The organism is Acidobacteriota bacterium, from assembly GCA_028875575.1.
Classification (GTDB): domain Bacteria; phylum Acidobacteriota; class Terriglobia; order Versatilivoradales; family Versatilivoraceae; genus Versatilivorator.
In genome coordinates, this window is the sequence record JAPPDF010000073.1 from 17,135 (window position 1) to 33,754 (window position 16,620).

Annotated in this window: 11 protein-coding genes; 3 read left to right on the top strand and 8 right to left on the bottom strand. The window is 61.4% G+C overall.

From position 1 onward, the window contains the following. Positions 1-82 precede the first annotated feature (82 nt). From OXI69_10890 to OXI69_10920, 7 genes are all read right to left on the bottom strand, one after another. A complete protein-coding gene (locus OXI69_10890; protein MDE2666650.1) occupies positions 83-634 on the bottom strand; it encodes a GNAT family protein in 552 nt (183 codons plus the stop codon). A 59-nt stretch (positions 635-693) separates the two neighbouring features. Then, the gene (locus OXI69_10895; GenBank protein MDE2666651.1) at positions 694-1,527 is read right to left on the bottom strand and encodes a 3-keto-5-aminohexanoate cleavage protein; all 834 of its coding nucleotides are present in this window, start codon (positions 1,525-1,527) and stop codon (positions 694-696) included. 19 nt (positions 1,528-1,546) lie between these two features. Further along, positions 1,547-3,142: an amidohydrolase family protein gene (locus tag OXI69_10900; GenBank protein MDE2666652.1), complete on the bottom strand. Its 1,596-nt coding sequence runs from the start codon at positions 3,140-3,142 to the stop codon at positions 1,547-1,549. A gap of 159 nt (positions 3,143-3,301) precedes the next feature. Then, complete coding sequence (locus OXI69_10905) at positions 3,302-5,050, bottom strand: hydantoinase B/oxoprolinase family protein (GenBank protein MDE2666653.1); 1,749 nt, start codon at positions 5,048-5,050, stop codon at positions 3,302-3,304. Further along, complete coding sequence (locus OXI69_10910; GenBank protein ID MDE2666654.1) at positions 5,047-7,170, bottom strand: hydantoinase/oxoprolinase family protein; 2,124 nt, start codon at positions 7,168-7,170, stop codon at positions 5,047-5,049. The genes OXI69_10905 and OXI69_10910 overlap by 4 nt, the downstream gene beginning before the upstream one ends. A 201-nt stretch (positions 7,171-7,371) precedes the next feature. After that, entirely contained in the window at positions 7,372-8,301 is a 930-nt protein-coding gene (locus tag OXI69_10915; protein MDE2666655.1) for a dihydrodipicolinate synthase family protein, read from the bottom strand. A 66-nt stretch (positions 8,302-8,367) separates the two neighbouring features. Then, positions 8,368-9,594 carry a PQQ-binding-like beta-propeller repeat protein gene (locus tag OXI69_10920; protein ID MDE2666656.1) on the bottom strand — a complete coding sequence of 409 codons (1,227 nt, stop codon included), beginning with the start codon at positions 9,592-9,594 and terminating at the stop codon, positions 8,368-8,370. A 520-nt stretch (positions 9,595-10,114) separates the two neighbouring features. Between OXI69_10920 and OXI69_10925 the strand changes: the two genes are divergently transcribed. Beyond that, positions 10,115-12,430 (top strand): hypothetical protein, encoded by a 2,316-nt coding sequence (locus OXI69_10925; GenBank protein MDE2666657.1) that lies wholly within the window; start codon positions 10,115-10,117, stop codon positions 12,428-12,430. A gap of 249 nt (positions 12,431-12,679) precedes the next feature. After that, complete coding sequence (locus OXI69_10930) at positions 12,680-14,380, top strand: hypothetical protein (protein ID MDE2666658.1); 1,701 nt, start codon at positions 12,680-12,682, stop codon at positions 14,378-14,380. Positions 14,381-14,388: 8 nt separating this feature from the next. Here OXI69_10930 and OXI69_10935 read toward each other — a convergent pair whose 3' ends face one another. Next, complete coding sequence (locus OXI69_10935; GenBank protein ID MDE2666659.1) at positions 14,389-14,943, bottom strand: hypothetical protein; 555 nt, start codon at positions 14,941-14,943, stop codon at positions 14,389-14,391. A gap of 210 nt (positions 14,944-15,153) precedes the next feature. Here OXI69_10935 and OXI69_10940 point away from each other — a divergent pair, with 210 nt between their 5' ends. Next, the gene (locus OXI69_10940) at positions 15,154-16,617 is read left to right on the top strand and encodes a M81 family metallopeptidase (GenBank protein MDE2666660.1); all 1,464 of its coding nucleotides are present in this window, start codon (positions 15,154-15,156) and stop codon (positions 16,615-16,617) included. Positions 16,618-16,620: the final 3 nt, after the last annotated feature.

Genomic DNA, 16,620 nt, shown 5'->3' on the forward strand with positions numbered 1-16,620 from the left:
TGCTTTTCCCCTCGCCAGAAAATTGGAGCCGGTCCGAGCGGGCCGACCTCTTGGCGGCAAACGACGCCGCCCATAACCTCCATCAGGACTTCAAACCTGCCATATATTCATCCCTGAGGATACCCATGAGGATCAGGTCATGCCACTGGCCCCGGGAGTAGTGCCAGTCCCGCAGAGCCCCCTCCTCCTGGAACCCGCACTTCCGGTAGCAGCGATAACCCCGCTTGTTGGCTCGAATCACCCTGAGACCGACGCGGTGCAGGTTCAACTCCTCGAAGCAGACTTTCAGGAACAGCCGCAGGGCTTCCTCACCCAGGCCCTTGGATAGCGAAGTGACATCTCCAATGACTATTCCCACCTCGGTGTTCTGTCGCCGCAGATCCAGATATTCATAGCCGATATGGCCCAGATACTTGTGGTCCTCCCGGCGACAGATGGCGAATTTTCGGTTGGCGGGGTCCACGTTGTTGACCTGAGCCTCCACAAAGGCTCGAGCCTGCTCCAGAGATTCGGGCCAGACATAGGAACCCGTCCACCATACGATCTCATCCAGGGTTCGCCACTGGTAGAGGGCCTCGACATCGCTCAGCAGGTATTCCCTCAGATACACTCTGTCTCCTAGAAAGTGGGGCATGCTCTTCCTCCCTTCTTGGTTGAATTCCTTTCCTGAAACACACTGAATTCCGAACGCTCCTACAAGAGCCTTGCAAACAGCTCGCGGGCCTGATCGGCGTTGGCAAGAGGCCGTCCCCGTTGCAGCGCACGGGTCGCCGCCAGCCTCACCAGCTCTGCATTGCTGGCGGCTCGGGCGCCGTCGGGTCTGTAGAGATTGTTCTCGAATCCGATCCGGGCGTGTCCGCCCCGACCCAGGGCGCGGTCCATGCAGGCCAACTCCTGCTTTCCGAAGGCGCACAGGAACCACCCCTCCCGAAAGGGGCTGACCTCCAGCAACGGATCCAGGTCAGTGGGTTCCGATTGTTGATGCGGGGTATAGCGCCCAAGCACAAAGAGGACGCAGGGGGCGGAATGTGGAACGACTCCACGGTGAATGAGTCGCACCAGGAACCTGACCTGATCCGCGTCGAAAACGATAAACTGGGCAAAGATCCCTTCCGCCCTCAGCCACTCGAGGAATTCAGCCGCGGCGGATTCAGATGTCGGATTGGAGAATATTTCCCCGACGGAAAGACTCACTGCCTCGGGCCTGAGTTCCCGAACCAGGTCCATCTGCTCCTCCGGACGGTAAAGGCCGCAGGACTCGGTGGTAACCTGAATCACCAGACGGTCGCCCACCTGGGAGCGAATAGCCTGGATGGCGGCTCGGTAGGCCGTCACGTCCAGAATGTGGGCCAGATTATGGTCCCGGACATGCAGATGGATCATGGCCGCTGCCGCCTCCAGACTCTCGGCAGCCGCTCGCCCCAGTTCAGCGGGCGTCGTGGGCAGATCGGGATGGTCCCGGCGGGTCTTGCGTGCCCCGTTGGGGGCGACGCAAAGAATCGCAGGAGATGGTTTTGCCGTGGACATGCTTCCCTGTTGACGGCTGCTATTGACGGCGCAACACCCGCCCGCCGCGATTTCCCGTCAATCGACCGTCCCTGACAGTCAGAACACCGTTCACGACCACGTGAGTCATGCCGACGGCGGTCTGGTTGGGTTCGTAGGTCGTGCCCCGCTCGCTGAAGGCCTGCGGATCGAATATTGCCAGATCCGCGCAAGCTCCCTTCTCGATGACGCCCCTGTCCTTCAATCCCAGGCGGCCGGCCGGAAGTGAGGTCAAGCGGCGAATCGCCTCTTCGGGGCGGAGCTTTCCCGTATCGCGCACAAAGTGCCGGTAGAACCAGGAGGCCCAGGTGTAGGCCCCGTGGAAGGATCGGTCCCGCAGAGGTCCGTCGGTGGCCAGGGCGGTGGCGTCCGAGCCCACCATGCAATGGGGATGCTCAAAGGCCAGTTCATTTTCGTCCAGTCGGTAGGTCAGGGCCATCACCATCAGTCGGTGGATATCATCGACTTCCGCCAGCAACAGATCATAGACGGCGTCGAGAGGTTCGACACCCATCCGTCGGCCGATCTCCCCGATACTCTTTCCGGAAAACTCCGGGTAGGCCAGAGAATCGAAAATGACAATTCGCTCCCAGTCGTCCTGCACCAGTGAGCGAAGATGACTCCGGTAGGTCTTGAGCTCGCTTCGAACCCCGGAATCCCGCAGACGCGCGGCGACGGCTTGGGGACCTCCTTCCAGAGACCAGGGCGGCAGCGCCGTTCTCAGATTGGTGGTTCCGAACAAGCGGGTATGCATATCGAATCCCACGTCCTGACCCTGCCCGCGGGCTTCATCCACCATCCCCAGGGCCTGCCGGTAGGCCTGCTGTCCGTCATCGGCCAGTCTGGCCACCACCTGGATGTGGGAGATTTGCAGTGCCGCTCCCGAAGCCCGGCCGGTTCGAATGGCTTCCGCGATAGTCTCTTCCACCTCACCGGCCCGATTCCGAGTGTGGGTGGAATAGAATCCCCCGGCGTCGGCCACCAGACGGCACAACTCGACGATTTCCTCCTCGGGACAGGCCTTCTCGGGTCCGTACTCCAATCCTGTCGAAAGCCCGAAGGCGCCTTCTTCCAGGCACTGGGACAGCAACCGCTTCATGCGGCTCAGTTCCGCCGGAGTAGAGGGCTTGCTGACATCCTCGACCGCCGCCAGTCGAAGCAGACCATTCGGCACCAGCGTCAGCACGTTGACCGCAGGCTGGCCCGCTTCCAGGCGTTCCAGGTACCCGGCCATGGTGCGCCAACCGATGTCGTCCGCGGCGTGGCAGCCATAGATGTTGGACCGGGCTCGCTCGGGGTCCACGATGGGGGCGCAGCCGTGGCCACAGTTGCCGATCACTTCCAGGGTGACCCCCTGCATGACCGAGCTCACGGCCCTAGGATCGACGATCAGCGTGAAGTCGGAATGGCTGTGTATATCGATGATTCCCGGACTTGCCCACAGCCCGGCAATATTCAACTCGGCAGCGCCATCGACCCGACCGATCGATCCAACCTCCGAGATCCGCCCGTCCGTGACTGCCAGATCGGCCCGAAAGGGCGGTTTCCCCGTCCCGTCCAGCACCTCCCCACCTCGCAGGATCAGATCGCAACTCATTCTGAAGGCTCCTCCCTGATTCCACCATCACTCACCCTTCCACTTGAGGAGGCAGGGGAATGGCACGATGTTTTCTGACCGGTGCCCGAGTGGTCACGAGTGTGAAAACGCTGAAACACAGGAGTAGAAAATGATTCATCATTCATATTTCATCATTCATCATTTATCCAAACGACTTTTCACCTGCTGCCGCAGGCTCGCCGTAGCCACCGCATCCACTTGGCCGAACCCATCCAGGACGACGCCGTAGTCCCGTCGAGCGCTACCCGAGGAAACCTTGCCGTTTCTGACATCTCGAGCCACCGCCGCCGGATCTCTGGTGAGGGGATCTCCCCATCCTCCACCGCCGGCCAATCGATGATAGACCGAGTCTCCGGCCTTGATCGAGGTCGAAATCATGGTGGGCAGGATTTCAACCCCGCCGGCCCCGTCCACCTCACTCAGGGAGGGCGCACCCGGCTTCCCGCCCTTGAGTCCGTAAGGCCGGTGGTCTCGCCGATCGGAGCGGATGGACAGGGTGGAACCTCCAGCCAGAAGGCGCCACTTGCGCTCGATGGCCAGACCTCCTCGAAACCGGCCCGCTCCCCCGCTGTCCCGGACCAGCCCGTAACGCTCAATGCACAGCGGGTACTCGCTTTCGGCCTGCTCGACCGGTATGTTGCCGGCGACGTTGGAGGGATTGCACAATCCGTCGTTCCCATCCCTGTCGGGGCGCCCACCCCAGGTCCCGGTGACCAGCTCATAAAACACGTAGGGCTTCCCTTCCGGTCGCTTTCCCCCGAAAATCAGCAGTGAATTGCCCCCTTCTCCGGCCGCGAACACGCGGTCGGGCAGCAATCCGGCCAGGGCGCCCCGCACGGTGTCGGAAAGACGGAACCCGGTAACCCCTCGCATCGAGGATGCGGCCGGCATGCTGGCGTTGGCCACGGTGCCCTCCGGGGCAATGACTTTGATTGGCTTGAACATGCCGGCAGTGTTGGGAATCTCCGCTTGAATGACCGATCGCAGGCAGACCGCGACCACCGAGGTGGTAAACGAGAGCGTACAGTTGATGCCGCCGCGCACTTGGGGATCGGTCCCGGAAAAGTCGGCGGTCAAGGTGTCGCCGCTCACGGTCAGGGTCACCTGCAACCGGACGGGAGGCCCGCCGACTCCATCGCTATCCATATGGTCGGTGAAACTGGAGGACCCGTCCGGCCAGGAGGCGATCTCTGAGCGAACCAGGCGCTCGGTGTAGGTCAGAAGGTCTCGACAGCACCCCTGGAATGTCTCCAGGCCGTAGCGTTCGATGAGCTTCAGGACGGAGTTCGCTCCAATGTAGGTAGCGGCCAGTTGGGCTCTCAAATCTCCCAGAGTCACTTCAGGAATCCGGACGTTGGAAGCCAGCAACCCAAAGATGGCTTCGTCCGGACGGCCTCGCCGATAAAGCTTGAGCCAGGGAATTCGCAGTCCCTCCTGGAAGATCTCGGTGTTATCGCAAGCCGCGCTCCCGGGCAGGCGCCCTCCCAGGTCCGCGTGATGAGCCGTGCTGACGGCAAAACCGACCCGACGGTCCTCCCGGAAGACGGGGCGGACCACAAAGATATCGGGAATGTGCATGCCTCCGTCGAAGGGATCGTTGAGAATGAACACATCCCCGGGATCGATTTCGTGTCCGTATTTTTTTAACAAGGTCCGCATGGCGAACGGGACCGACGCGATGTGGTGCGGGAGTGTGACGCCTTGGGCGATCATCTCTCCCTCGGCGTCGCAAAGAGATGTGGAAAAGTCCAGGCAGTCCCGAACGATGGTGGAATAGGCCGTGCGGTAGAGGCTGATCGCCATCTGGTCCGCCGCCGACGCCAGGGCGTGTTGCATGATGGCCAAAGTGATCGGATCGGCGTGGCCTGCCGGGTCGCGCATGCTCATTGGTGGGAGCCGGCTCCTTCCATGACGACATTCTGAAGGTCGTCGAGCCAGACCCGAGTCGCGGGTGGCACCACGACGGTCGTGTCATACTCGTCGATCAACAGCGGGCCTTGGGTGATCTCCCGGAGAGAAGTTCGGGCAACTACCGGGGTATCAATCGCCCCCCACCGCGAACCGAAGTAAGCCATACGGCTGGGCGCCGCTTCGCCTTGGAGCTTAACGGGTTCGGGAAACCCCTCAGTCTGGTCCCGCATTGCTTTCCCCACCAGGCGCACCGCAAGGACTTCGACCGTGTGGCCGGCGGCGGACCGATGTCCGTAGAGCCGCTCGTGCTCAGCCTCAAAGGTTTGGCGAAGGGTGTCGACATCCTCAGGCGTGAGTGGCTTGGCCGGGAGTGGAACCCTGATTTCCGAGGTCTGTCCCCGAAATCGCATATCCACGCTGCAGGCGAGCTGAACTCGTTCTCCGGAATAGTGTCCTCGCCGGAACCAGGCCAGCATGTCCTTTTCCAGTGTCTCTCGCAACTGTTCGATTTCCCGGGGACAGAGGGATTCAACGGAGAGCAGGCAGCTCCGAACTCCGTGGCGCTCGACATCGGAGTAAAGCAGGCCGAGCGCGCTGAAGAGGCCCGGCAGTTCCGGGATCATGGCCCTTTGAACCGAAAGTTCCTCAGCCAGGCCTGCGGCGTGGACCGGCCCCGACCCCCCGAAGGCCATCAGCACAAACTCGCGGGGATCCCTTCCCCGTTCGGTTGAGACTTCCCGCAGGGCTTTCATGATGCGTGTGTTGGCTATGCGGTGAATCCCCTCGGCAGCCTCGAACAGTCCTACTCCCAGCGGACCGGCAATCCGGTCCTGAATGGCGCGCCGTGCGGCCTCCGGATCGACATGGACCTCCCCGTTGGCCAGCGGCCCGGGGCGGACATAGCCCAGGACCACGTTGGCATCGGTTACCGTCGGTTCCTTTCCTCCCTGCCGGTAGCAGGCGGGTCCCGGAACAGCTCCGGCGCTTCGGGGACCGACATGGAGCCCGCCGGCCCGGTCCAGATAGGCCATACTGCCTCCCCCGGCCCCCACTTCGGCGATGTCCAGGCTGGGTGCGCGAATGAGCTCTCCGCTGCCGCCCATGAGCCGACTGCCGGTGGACAAGGAGGCACCGACTTCATATTCGGAATGGTAGCCAACCCGTCCCTCCTCGATCATGGAGGCTTTGGCGGTGGTTCCTCCCATGTCGAAGGTGATCACGTTGGCCAGGCCCATCCTGCCTGCGGTGGTAGCGGCTGCCAGGACTCCCGCGGCGGGACCTGACTCCAGGACGAAAACGGGACGGGAGGCTGCGTCGTCTTCGGGTGTCAAGCCCCCGGCCGACTGCATGATGAGCAGGGGGGCCTCGATATCCATCCGGCGGAGACTTCTCCTTAGCGCATTCAGATAGCCGCGCATCACCGGGCGCACGTAGGCATTGACCGCGGTCGTAGCGGTTCGTTCGTATTCCTTGCGCTCGGGCAGTATCTCGGATGAGAGCGAAACTGTCAGATGGGGAAGGTGCTTCCTCAGGAAGCGACCCGCCATCATTTCATGTTCAGGGTAGGCGTAGGCATGGAGAAAGCAAACGGCCACCGATTGCACGGCCTCCTGTTCCAGTTTTTTCTTGAGATCCCACAGCTCCGACTCCCGCAGGCCTACTTGAACGTCCCCGTTGGCCAGGACACGTTCATCCACCTCGAAACGCAGATAGCGCTCCACCAGTTCCCTTGGTTTCTGGAAGAACCAGTCGTAGAGCACAGGCACCCGAATCCGCCTCAACTCCAGAACGTCCCGGAACCCCTTGGTGGTGACCAGCGCCGTTCTTGCCCCCCGACGCTCCAGCACGGCATTGGTCGCCACCGTCGTACCATGGGCGACTTCCCTCACGCGAGCGCCGGAAATCCCTGTTGAGCCGAGCCAAGCCCCGATGGCGCGGATGACGGCCTCTTCAAAGTGAGGAGGGGTCGACGGCACCTTTTGAGTGTGTAGATTTCCCCGCCCGTCCAAGACCACCACATCGGTAAAGGTGCCACCAACGTCGGCGCCAATGCGTACGCCGCCCTGAGGGAGAATGGCTCTCTTGGCGGCGTTCAACCCAACCTCCCGGGTTCATCGGCTTTGCGACTTGTTGGGAGCGAAGGTGTTTTCCTCGATTCCCGATTCAATTGGAGATCACCAGCGGCGGCAGACAAATGCAACAATCCCTGTGGGGAGGCATCGGGTTCTAAAGGTTGGATTTGGGAATGCCCTACTCTTGGAATGGAACCGGACAATCGTCTTCTGGCTTCGTCAGGATCAGGACGGTAGCAGGACGTCCCGGTTCTCGGCGACGATCCGCTTGATGTTGCGGATACAGGCACGGTCCAGAGGATAGCCCAGGTAGTTGGACCAGTTCCGGAACACGCCCAACTCCATCAGAAGGCGCTTCAGGCCCGAGAGCCAGCAGGCCAGCCGGTCGCCGCCGTAGACTGTGTATAGCATGCGTGTCGTGCGAGTCTGTATTCTGTCGGCACGGGCATAGTCGTGGGCCGCAACCGCCTGGATCATCTGACCCACCAGGTAACCCGTAAAGATTCCGCCGCCAAGCAGCAGGCCGTCATATCCGGCTCTCAAGTAATCCAGACACTGAAATTCATTGCCGTTGAGCAGGCGCAATCGGGGGCGTTTCCGCCGCGCGGCCAGGGCAATCTCCCGTCGCTGATTGTCGGACGAGCTGTCCTTGACCATGATCACCCGCCGGTCGGCATAAATGGTAGCGAGAACCGACTCCGGGATGACCACCGAACTGTGGCGCCCACGATCATAGATTCCGATGGGCAACTCACTCTCCCTCAGAATCTGACGGTAGTGGTTGGTCAGTGTCTGGGGATTGGCATTGAGAAAAAAAAGCGGCGGCGCGACCACCGCAATCTGGGCTCCATCCGCCTTGGCGGCCCGAATATTGGCGACCACGCGACTGGCCGAGTTGTCGGTGACCTGCACCGCAATCATCAGCCGGTCTCGAGAATACTTGCGGGCCGCCCTCACCAGTCTCCGTCGCTCCACATCCGGCATCCAGGGACCCTCTCCGCAAGTGCCGGCCAGGAAAAGCCCCCGGACTCCCAAGCGCAAATGGTGCTCCACCATTTTCTTGACAGCCACCGTGTCGACCTTCAAATCCTTGGTAAACGGCGTTGGCGTGGCCGACCAGACCCCTCCAAGTTTCTGCAGCTGGAGCTTGGTCATCGTTAGACTCCTACGCCCGCACTTCTCACCGGGCCGCTTCGTGTATGACAAGACTTACAAGATCAACTAACTGGTCGACCGTTCGATCCGATAGAGGTGGCTGTCGGTTCTCAAGTAGATGGCGCGGCCGTGCACGGCGAACGAGGCCAGGGTGCGACCCGGCAACCGGTTGCTGGCCAGCTTCTTGAACTCCCTCCCAACCTCCAGGACGGTCGCCTCTCCTGATTCGTTCAGCAAATAGATTTTCCCTTCGGCATACACCGGCGAAGCCGAGTACTCTCCAGGCAGCCTTTCCTGCCAGTGGTGCTTGCCGGTCCGGGCGTCCACGCAGGATGCAATACCGCGATCGCTGACCATGTAGAGTTCCTTTCCCACCAGCAAGGGAGAGGGATTCAACGGAACCCCTCGTTTCAAGCTCCAGGCCACGTGACTATCGGTCACGTCGCCCTGGCCATCGGGACGGATTGCGTAGAGCACGGGATGCGGGTACCCCGAGATGATATAGACCAAACCCAGGCCGAAAACAGGGCGAGGGACTAGGGAAAACCCGTCGTAGCGCACCGACCAGATCTCCTCCCCGGAGAGTGGGTGGTAGGTCACGACTCGATCGCCACCAGTGCTGATCAACTGGGGCTTGCCCTCCACCTCGATGGCCAAGGGGGTCGAGTATGCCATCCGACCCTCGCGAGTCTTTTTCCACCTCAACTTCCCGGTATGCTTGTCCAAGGCTGCCACGAACTGTACGTCGGTGCCGTCGCAGTTGTAGATGAGAAGGTCCTCGAACAGGACCGGAGAACCGCCCGGTCCGTGGCGGTGATCGTAGTCGAACCGATGTTTCCAAAGGATCCTGCCGTCGCTGCGAAGGCTGGCCGAGCCGAATGCTCCAAAGTGGACATAGACTCTGTCCCCGTCCAGAACGGGAGTGGGAGAGGCATGGCTGTTCTTGGAATGGATGCGGCCCGCCTGCTCCTGGCGGAATACCTCCAGGTCATGGATCAGTTTTCCGTCACTCCTGCTCAGACACAAGGCCCGCAGCGAACGTCCTTCGTCCACCGAGGCGGTCAACCAGATTTTTTCGCCCTGAATGACCGGTGACGACCAGCCGTTTCCCGGAAGGGGCACCTTCCAGGTGATATTCTTGGTTTCACTCCATTCCTTTGCGAGACCACGGGCGGAAGCGTGACCCTGGCCTCCCGGCCCCCTGAACTGTGGCCAGTCCTCTTCCTGATCCGGCAGTCCGGTTAGGGAAACGACCAGAGAAAGCAATACAAGAAAGAGGACGGGGTACTTCATTAGTGAACTCCTTGCCATATTCCCGACTTGATGAGCAGCCTCAAACCGAATTTCCTGTCATGACCCGGAACGCCGGGAAGGAAACGCGGTTGAACCGCGCTGAAAGCAAAACGCAACGTTATGCTAACTTACTTAATGATTCAACTTATTTGAACACACAGGGTTGCGCCCGTTGCCGTCAAATCGCCCCATCGGGCGCAATCACGCCATCATTACCTTCCCGTCGAAGCCTTCGGCCCACTGTCTATCCTATCTCAAAAGACTGATTATATGGACTATTGTCGGCAGTGCTCCCTTTGGCCCTCAGGCAACACCTCGTTCGGTCCCACGCATCCCACCCACTGCACTCGATCCGGTTTTCGTCCACCGGCCATTTGACTCAAAAATCTCTCAAGCAGGAAGGGCCTGACATGGAAACACCGCTTCTCTCCAGGTATACTGGTCGAGTGCAGGTCCTTCCGCCGTGTCCGTACGCTTCAGACAAGTAAATTCCGCAGCTACGACCGGGAGGTCATCAGCCATGACAAGTCGACGTGGAATATTGGTTCTGTTTTCCCTCGTTGCCATGTCTATCAATCACTCGGCACTGGCACAGTCGCAGGAGACCGGTCCGGCGCTGGGCGTCGCCAGGCTCAGCCTGGCCAAGGGCGACGTCACCGTGCAGCGAGGCGAATCGGGAGATTCGATTCAGGCCACCGTCAACATGCCGCTGGTGGAGGCCGATATTCTGACTGCTGGATTGGCCTCCCGTGCCGAAGTCCAACTGGACTACTCCAACTTTCTGCGCCTTAACGAATTGTCCGAGGTCCGACTGGCCAACCTGGGCCACCGAACCTTCCGGATTCAACTTGAGCGCGGCGTACTCACTTACAGCGAATTGAGGGGCGGCGATGCCGACGTTGATATTGAGACCCCATTGGCCGCGGTTCGTCCGGAAAAGAACGGACGCTACCGAGTGGAAGTCGTCGGTCTTGATCGCGTGACTGTCACCGTGAGGAAGGGACGGGCCGAGGTCGCCTCGGCAAGCGGCAGCGAAACACTCAAATCCGGTCAACGCATGATCGTCCGCAAGGGAGATCAGGACATCGAATTCCAGGTGGCCAAGGCCGATCCCCGGGACGACTGGGACCTTTGGAACATCAAGCGGGACCGGAACCTCATGAAGTCCAAGGCCTACGGCTACGTGCATAGGAGCGTTTACGGCGTTGAGGATCTGGACGATCATGGCCATTGGGCCTACGTTCCCAGCTACGGCCGTTGCTGGTTTCCGTCGGTTGCGGTGGGTTGGGCGCCCTATCGGCACGGTCGATGGGTGTGGATGGACTATTATGGCTGGACCTGGGTCAGTCACGACCCCTGGGGCTGGGCGCCCTACCATTACGGGCGCTGGTTCCGCCACGCTCGTTTCGGTTGGGGCTGGTACCCCGGATCCTTCTACTCCCGTCACTATTGGCAGCCGGCGCTGGTAGCCTTTTTCGGCTTTGACGGCCGTGGCGGCCTAGGAATCGGCTTGGGTTCGCGCTATGGATATTACGGCTGGATTCCGCTTGCCCCCGGGGAGCCCTACTACCCCTGGTATGGGCGTCGCTCCCGCTACGGCCGAGGACGGAGCAGGGGCGGCTCCACCATCCTGGTCAACAACCGGATTAACATCTACAACAGCTACCGCAATGCACGCCATCGCAATGGCACCACCCTGGTCGCCGCCCGACACTTCTCTCGTGGACAGATTCTGAATGCGCGTGCCCTGCAAGCCTCTGAGGTGCGACGGGCCAGCCTGATGCGTGGCCGCATTCCAGTCGTACCCGATCGCGTCAGTCAGGGTCAACTCGTTCAGAGGGACCGCCGCCTGCACCGGAACCCTGGTTCAAACATTCAAAACCGGTTCTTCTCGACCGGCCGCGCGCGGCGCAACATCGCTCGTCGCTCTTTCGTCCAGCAACGCCAGGACATGGTCCGATTCGTCGACTCCATGGGGCGAAGCGACACCAAGGCCCTTCGTCCGGCCAATTCCCGCTCGTCCACCAGACCCGAGGCCGGGCGCTCGGCCCCCGGCTTGCGCTCCCAGCGGCCTGCGGCCGCCAGATCCGGCGTAGTACCTGCCAATCGGCGCAGCCTGCCTACTCCATCCGGTCCGGCGGCGATTCGAGATCGCAGCAACGTTGATCGAAGCGTCAGGCAGCCCGCAAGTCCTCCGCGTCCAACGGCTGCCCGTCCGGATGGCGGTAGTCGGTCGGACTCGCTCGAGCGCTGGCGACGCTTCAACCGCCGCGCCGCCACCCAAGGTACGATCCCCCGTGGGACACCTTCCAGAAGTTCGACTCCGGGCTCGGCTGAATCGGCGTCGGAATCTTCCCCTTCAGTCCCATCGGTGCGGCCATCGCCACGCTTTTCGCCCAGAAGTTCCTCTCGGGTCAACAGCATCCGCGGGCAAGGCTCTCCCCGCAACAGCCGACCGTCCTCCTCGGTCTCTGGATCCTCCGGCCGAAGCTCCACGCGAGTCTCGGCGCCTTCCCGACCTTCGTCGTCCCGGTCCTCGTCACGGGTCCGCAGCACTCCCAGTCGCAACCGGCCGTCGCCGTCGGTCTCCAGGTCCTCCGGCCGAAGCTCCTCTCGGGTCTCGGCGCCTTCGCGACCCTCGTCGCCCCGATCCTCGTCACGGGTCCGCAGCACTCCCAGTCGCAGCCGGCCGTCGCCGTCGGTCTCCAGGTCTTCCGGCCGAAGCTCCTCCCGGGTTTCGGCCCCCAGTCGCTCGAGGTCGAGTTCCTCCAACCGAAGCAGTGAGTCGCGAAGCTCCAGCAAGACCCCGTCGCGAAGCCGTTCTCAAAGGCGTTAGCACATGGGGTTCCCATCGCCTGCAACATAACCGGCTTCCGGCTTGGAGCCTGACCCGGGGGCGCGGACCGCTGAAGCAGTTCGATCTCGCTTGGTGGCCCTTCCTCGCGCTTTCTGCTCCCTGGCGAATATCCATGCCCTGGCTCCGCCAAGAAAGTCTTGCCACCGTGCGCCGTTCCGTCTAGTCTTCAAGTCTGTTCACGATTGAAGAATCAGTCTCCCCCGGCCCCGTCGACTCTAGGACTTACTGGTGCCATTCAAGCTCTCAGCTCAACATCTGGCGGCGGTCAACCGCCGTCGCAGGGTAGTGGTCAACCGGGACGCCATTCACGGAGACCCCACATTTACCGATCCGGACATCCGGGATCTGGTCGACTACAAGTTCGATTTCATTGACCACTTCCGGACCCATATCGACAGCCTGTGGTGGAACTGGGGCGAGGGCCATCAGGCGCCGTATCCCAGCAAGATCCTGCCCCACTACGCCGAGACCTATGACCATCCCGGTTACCAACGATGGTTGGACGAGGGTATCGACCCCGTCCGGATCTTTCTGGAAGAAACGCGGAAACGAAAGCTGGAAGCATTTTTTGCCTATCGCATCAACGGGGGCGACAACGACCTTCACCTCCTGCCCACCCGCCAGATCTCGCTGAAGGAATCCCACCCGGACTGGCTTATCCGTTTGCCCTGGAGAGATTCGGGGATGTGGAATTTTGCCATTGAGGGCGTCAGGGACTACAAGTTGAGCATCCTGCGGGAAGTGGCCGAAAACTACGACTTCGACGGCATTGATATCGACTTCGCCCGCGCCCCTCCGGTGCTGCCTCCCGGCAGGCAGTGGCAACTGCGCCACCACCTCACGGAGTTCATGCGCGAGCTCCGTTCCATGCTCCTGGAGTTCGAGCGCAAGCGCAACCGGCCTTTCCTCCTGTCGGCCAGGGTTCCGGAAACGGTTGAGGGCGCCCACTTCGACGGCCTGGACGTGGAAACTTGGGCCCGCGAACAGATTGTGGACCTCTTCGCGCTGGGGGTGCGTTCCTTCGAGGTCGACATTCAGGGCTACCGATCCTTCACCCGGCACCGCGACATCAAGCTCTACCCCAGCCTGGACGACTGGCACAGCAGTGACGGCTACCAATGGCCGCCCATTGAAGTCTTTCGCGGGATCTTCGCCAACTGGTGGAGGCAGGGGGCTGACGGCATCCACACCTTCAACTTCTCATACGGCCGTCCCGAGCCGGCAGCCCGAATCGGAGTTCCCTTTCCCGACCCCGTCGTCCACGTTTGGCGTTCGGCCCAGTGGAGTGACACGCCGGTCTGGGAAACCCACCTGCAGGCCTATCAGGAAATGGGCATTCCCGCGGCACTGAGAGACCGGGACAAGACCTTCGTGATACAGCGCCGGGGCGGGGGCGGACACCCCTCGCTGGAGCCTGAACGATGGCATACTCCCCGATATTTTTATGCCAACTCCAACATGATGGCCCAACTACCGGCCGATCTGGCCAATGACGGCAAAGCCGATACTCTGCTTCGCCTGGAGGTGGCGGACGACCTGGACTGGAAGCCCGACCGGATCAAAGACCTGAATCTGCGGATCTTGCTGTCGGACCCGGCCGCCCGGTCCCTGCCGGATACACAAAAGCTGGAGCGAACCTTCGTCAAGCGTTTCATGCAGGCAAGAATCCGGGCACGCAAGGCCCAGCCTCCTGACAGCTACTACAACCTGCCTCCCGAAAAGGGGATCGACCGGGAGATTGAGGTAAGGTTGAACGGGGCGTTACTGGCTCGGCCCCTGATCGAGGAAGGATGGCTGACGTTTCGACCGCGGGGCACGCAGCTGATTGCCGGCACCAATCTGCTGGGGATTCGTCGGACTCGCCCGGCAGCCGATACCCAGCCCCGGATGAAGGTGGAAAAGGTCGAACTGACGGTACGCTACCGTTAGCCGGGCACTCAGGGGTTCGTGTCCCGAACCAATCGCCCGAACATTTGTCCGCCCACGTCGCCCCCACTCCAGGTTCCGGCGTACTGATCTCGGTAGATCAGCACTCTGGCCGTGTAGGTTCCAAGGTTCGGGATGCTCAAGTCAGTCAGAGTGATGACGGGGGTGTCCCCTGCCCACTGGACATTGAGCGGCAGCGGCAGCGTGACGTCCCGATTTCCGTATTGAATTCGGACCTGAAAGAGCCAGAGGCCGCCCGGAATCTTCGAAACCTTGGTGATGGTGTATTTTTCCTCCCGCAGATTTTTCTGATCCCCCACCGTGAAATGGCCGACAAGAGTCGCTCCGGATAGTGACTGCCGGAAGTGCTCTTCCAGGGCAGCCCCGTTACTGGGACCGGCATTGCGGGTACAGCCCGAGGCAGTTGCAATCACGAGGACAATGGACAATGCAAGCGTCTTGGGATTCACGATTCTTCCTTTCGGTGAAGCGGCGGCCCCCCGAAACTGCTTCGCGAAGAGCAATCGGAAGGCCGGACCTGTCATGGCGCGGAACGGCAGAATCATACCATCTCGTGCGGACTTGAGCCCGTCCTCCTCCAGATTGGGATTCGGCCGGGTGGAACCGAAAACGTTTCCGTACCCGCCCTGGATTGGGGAATAATCCTCAGCAACGGCGAGTCATGCCAGGGAACATCGAGGCATTGTGTTCCGGAAACCAACGGGATCGACGCCCTCGACTCGAGACCGGTGGCGTGATCCAGCGGATGGGAACCCATGAAACTCTTTCTCGCCTGTCTGGGCACTGAAACCAACACCTTTTCTCCCTTCCCCACCGGTTACCGCACCTTTGAGGAAACCTGCCTCGTCAGAGGGGGAAACCACGGGCACGACCCGTTTCTCTTTGCGGTTCCATTGATCCTGTGGCGCCAACTGGCCTTACGAAACGGCTGGTCGGTGGTGGAGAGTCTGTGTGCCTTTGCCCAACCTTCCGGAGTGACGCTAGGCCGCGTCTACGAGTCATTCCGGGACGAAATCCTGGCTGACCTCCGACGGGCCATGCCGGTGGACATGGTTCTACTCAGTCTGCATGGCGCCATGGTTGCCGAGGGATACGACGACTGCGAGGGGGACCTGCTGGCTCGTATCCGAGCCCTGGTCGGTCCCAAGGTGCCGGTCGGGGCCGAATTGGATCTCCACTGTCACCTGACCAGTCGGATGGTAGAGGAGGCTACCGCCATCGTCAGCTTCAAGGAATACCCCCACACGGACGCTGCCGACCGGGCCGGAGAACTCTTTCACATCCTGTCCGCGACTGCCTCAGGCACCCTTCAACCGCGCATGGCTCTATACGATTGCCGCATGATGGGCATCTACCACACCACCTCGGAGCCCATGAAGAGCTATCTGGCCGGAGTCAAGCATCTGGAGCAGCAGAAGGAGATTCTTTCGATCTCGATAGCCCACGGGTTTCTCTGGGGGGACGTTGCCGACATGGGAACCCGGATCCTGGTCGTCACCGATGGAAGACCCCGGGAAGGAAACCGCTTGGCAGAATCGCTGGGGCGCCAACTGTTTGAACTGCGTCATGGGCTCCGGCCCGACTACAGGACCATCGACCAAGCCCTGGGAGAAGCCTTGAGCCAGGGCCGGGGACCGGTGGTGCTAGCGGACGTGGCCGACAACCCGGGCGGCGGCGCGTCCGGAGACTCCACCTTCATTCTCGAGGCTCTCATCGACCGCGGGATCGAGGATGCCGCCGTGGCCTGCATCTGGGATCCGATGGCCGTAGCCATGGCTACCGAAGCGGGAGAAGGAGCCCGATTCGATGTGCGTCTCGGAGGCAAGATGGGACCGAGTTCGGGACGCCCCCTGGATATTCCAGTGACGGTAACCAAGGTGGTCCCCAATACCTGTCAAACCTTCGGCAGCGGTGCCGGCCGGTCGGTCTCGCCTCTTGGGGACGCCGTCGTTCTGCGCACCGGCGGCATCGACATCGTGGTCAACTCCATTCGAACTCAAACCCTGGGCACCGATGCCTTCACCAATCTGGGCATCGATCCTCGGACCAGGCGGATCCTGGTGGTGAAATCGATGCAGCATTTCCACGCGGCTTTCGCCCCCCTCGCCCAAGAAGTTCTATATGTGGACTCACCGGGAGCGCTGGTCAGCGATGTGACTCAAATCCCCTTCCAAAAAGCGGACCGGGGAAAGTGGCCAATCTGCGAGACGGTGGCCTGACCC

What these genes read in the sequence shown, in the direction of transcription:
- OXI69_10935 (MDE2666659.1), bottom strand. Translation starts at nt 14,943, where the DNA reads ATGATTCTGCCGTTCCGCGCCATGACAGGTCCGGCCTTCCGATTGCTC.
- OXI69_10940 (MDE2666660.1), top strand. Translation starts at nt 15,154, where the DNA reads ATGAAACTCTTTCTCGCCTGTCTGGGCACTGAAACCAACACCTTTTCT.
- OXI69_10890 (MDE2666650.1), bottom strand. Translation starts at nt 634, where the DNA reads ATGCCCCACTTTCTAGGAGACAGAGTGTATCTGAGGGAATACCTGCTG.
- OXI69_10895 (MDE2666651.1), bottom strand. Translation starts at nt 1,527, where the DNA reads ATGTCCACGGCAAAACCATCTCCTGCGATTCTTTGCGTCGCCCCCAAC.
- OXI69_10900 (MDE2666652.1), bottom strand. Translation starts at nt 3,142, where the DNA reads ATGAGTTGCGATCTGATCCTGCGAGGTGGGGAGGTGCTGGACGGGACG.
- OXI69_10920 (MDE2666656.1), bottom strand. Translation starts at nt 9,594, where the DNA reads ATGAAGTACCCCGTCCTCTTTCTTGTATTGCTTTCTCTGGTCGTTTCC.
- OXI69_10905 (MDE2666653.1), bottom strand. Translation starts at nt 5,050, where the DNA reads ATGAGCATGCGCGACCCGGCAGGCCACGCCGATCCGATCACTTTGGCC.
- OXI69_10915 (MDE2666655.1), bottom strand. Translation starts at nt 8,301, where the DNA reads ATGACCAAGCTCCAGCTGCAGAAACTTGGAGGGGTCTGGTCGGCCACG.
- OXI69_10925 (MDE2666657.1), top strand. Translation starts at nt 10,115, where the DNA reads ATGACAAGTCGACGTGGAATATTGGTTCTGTTTTCCCTCGTTGCCATG.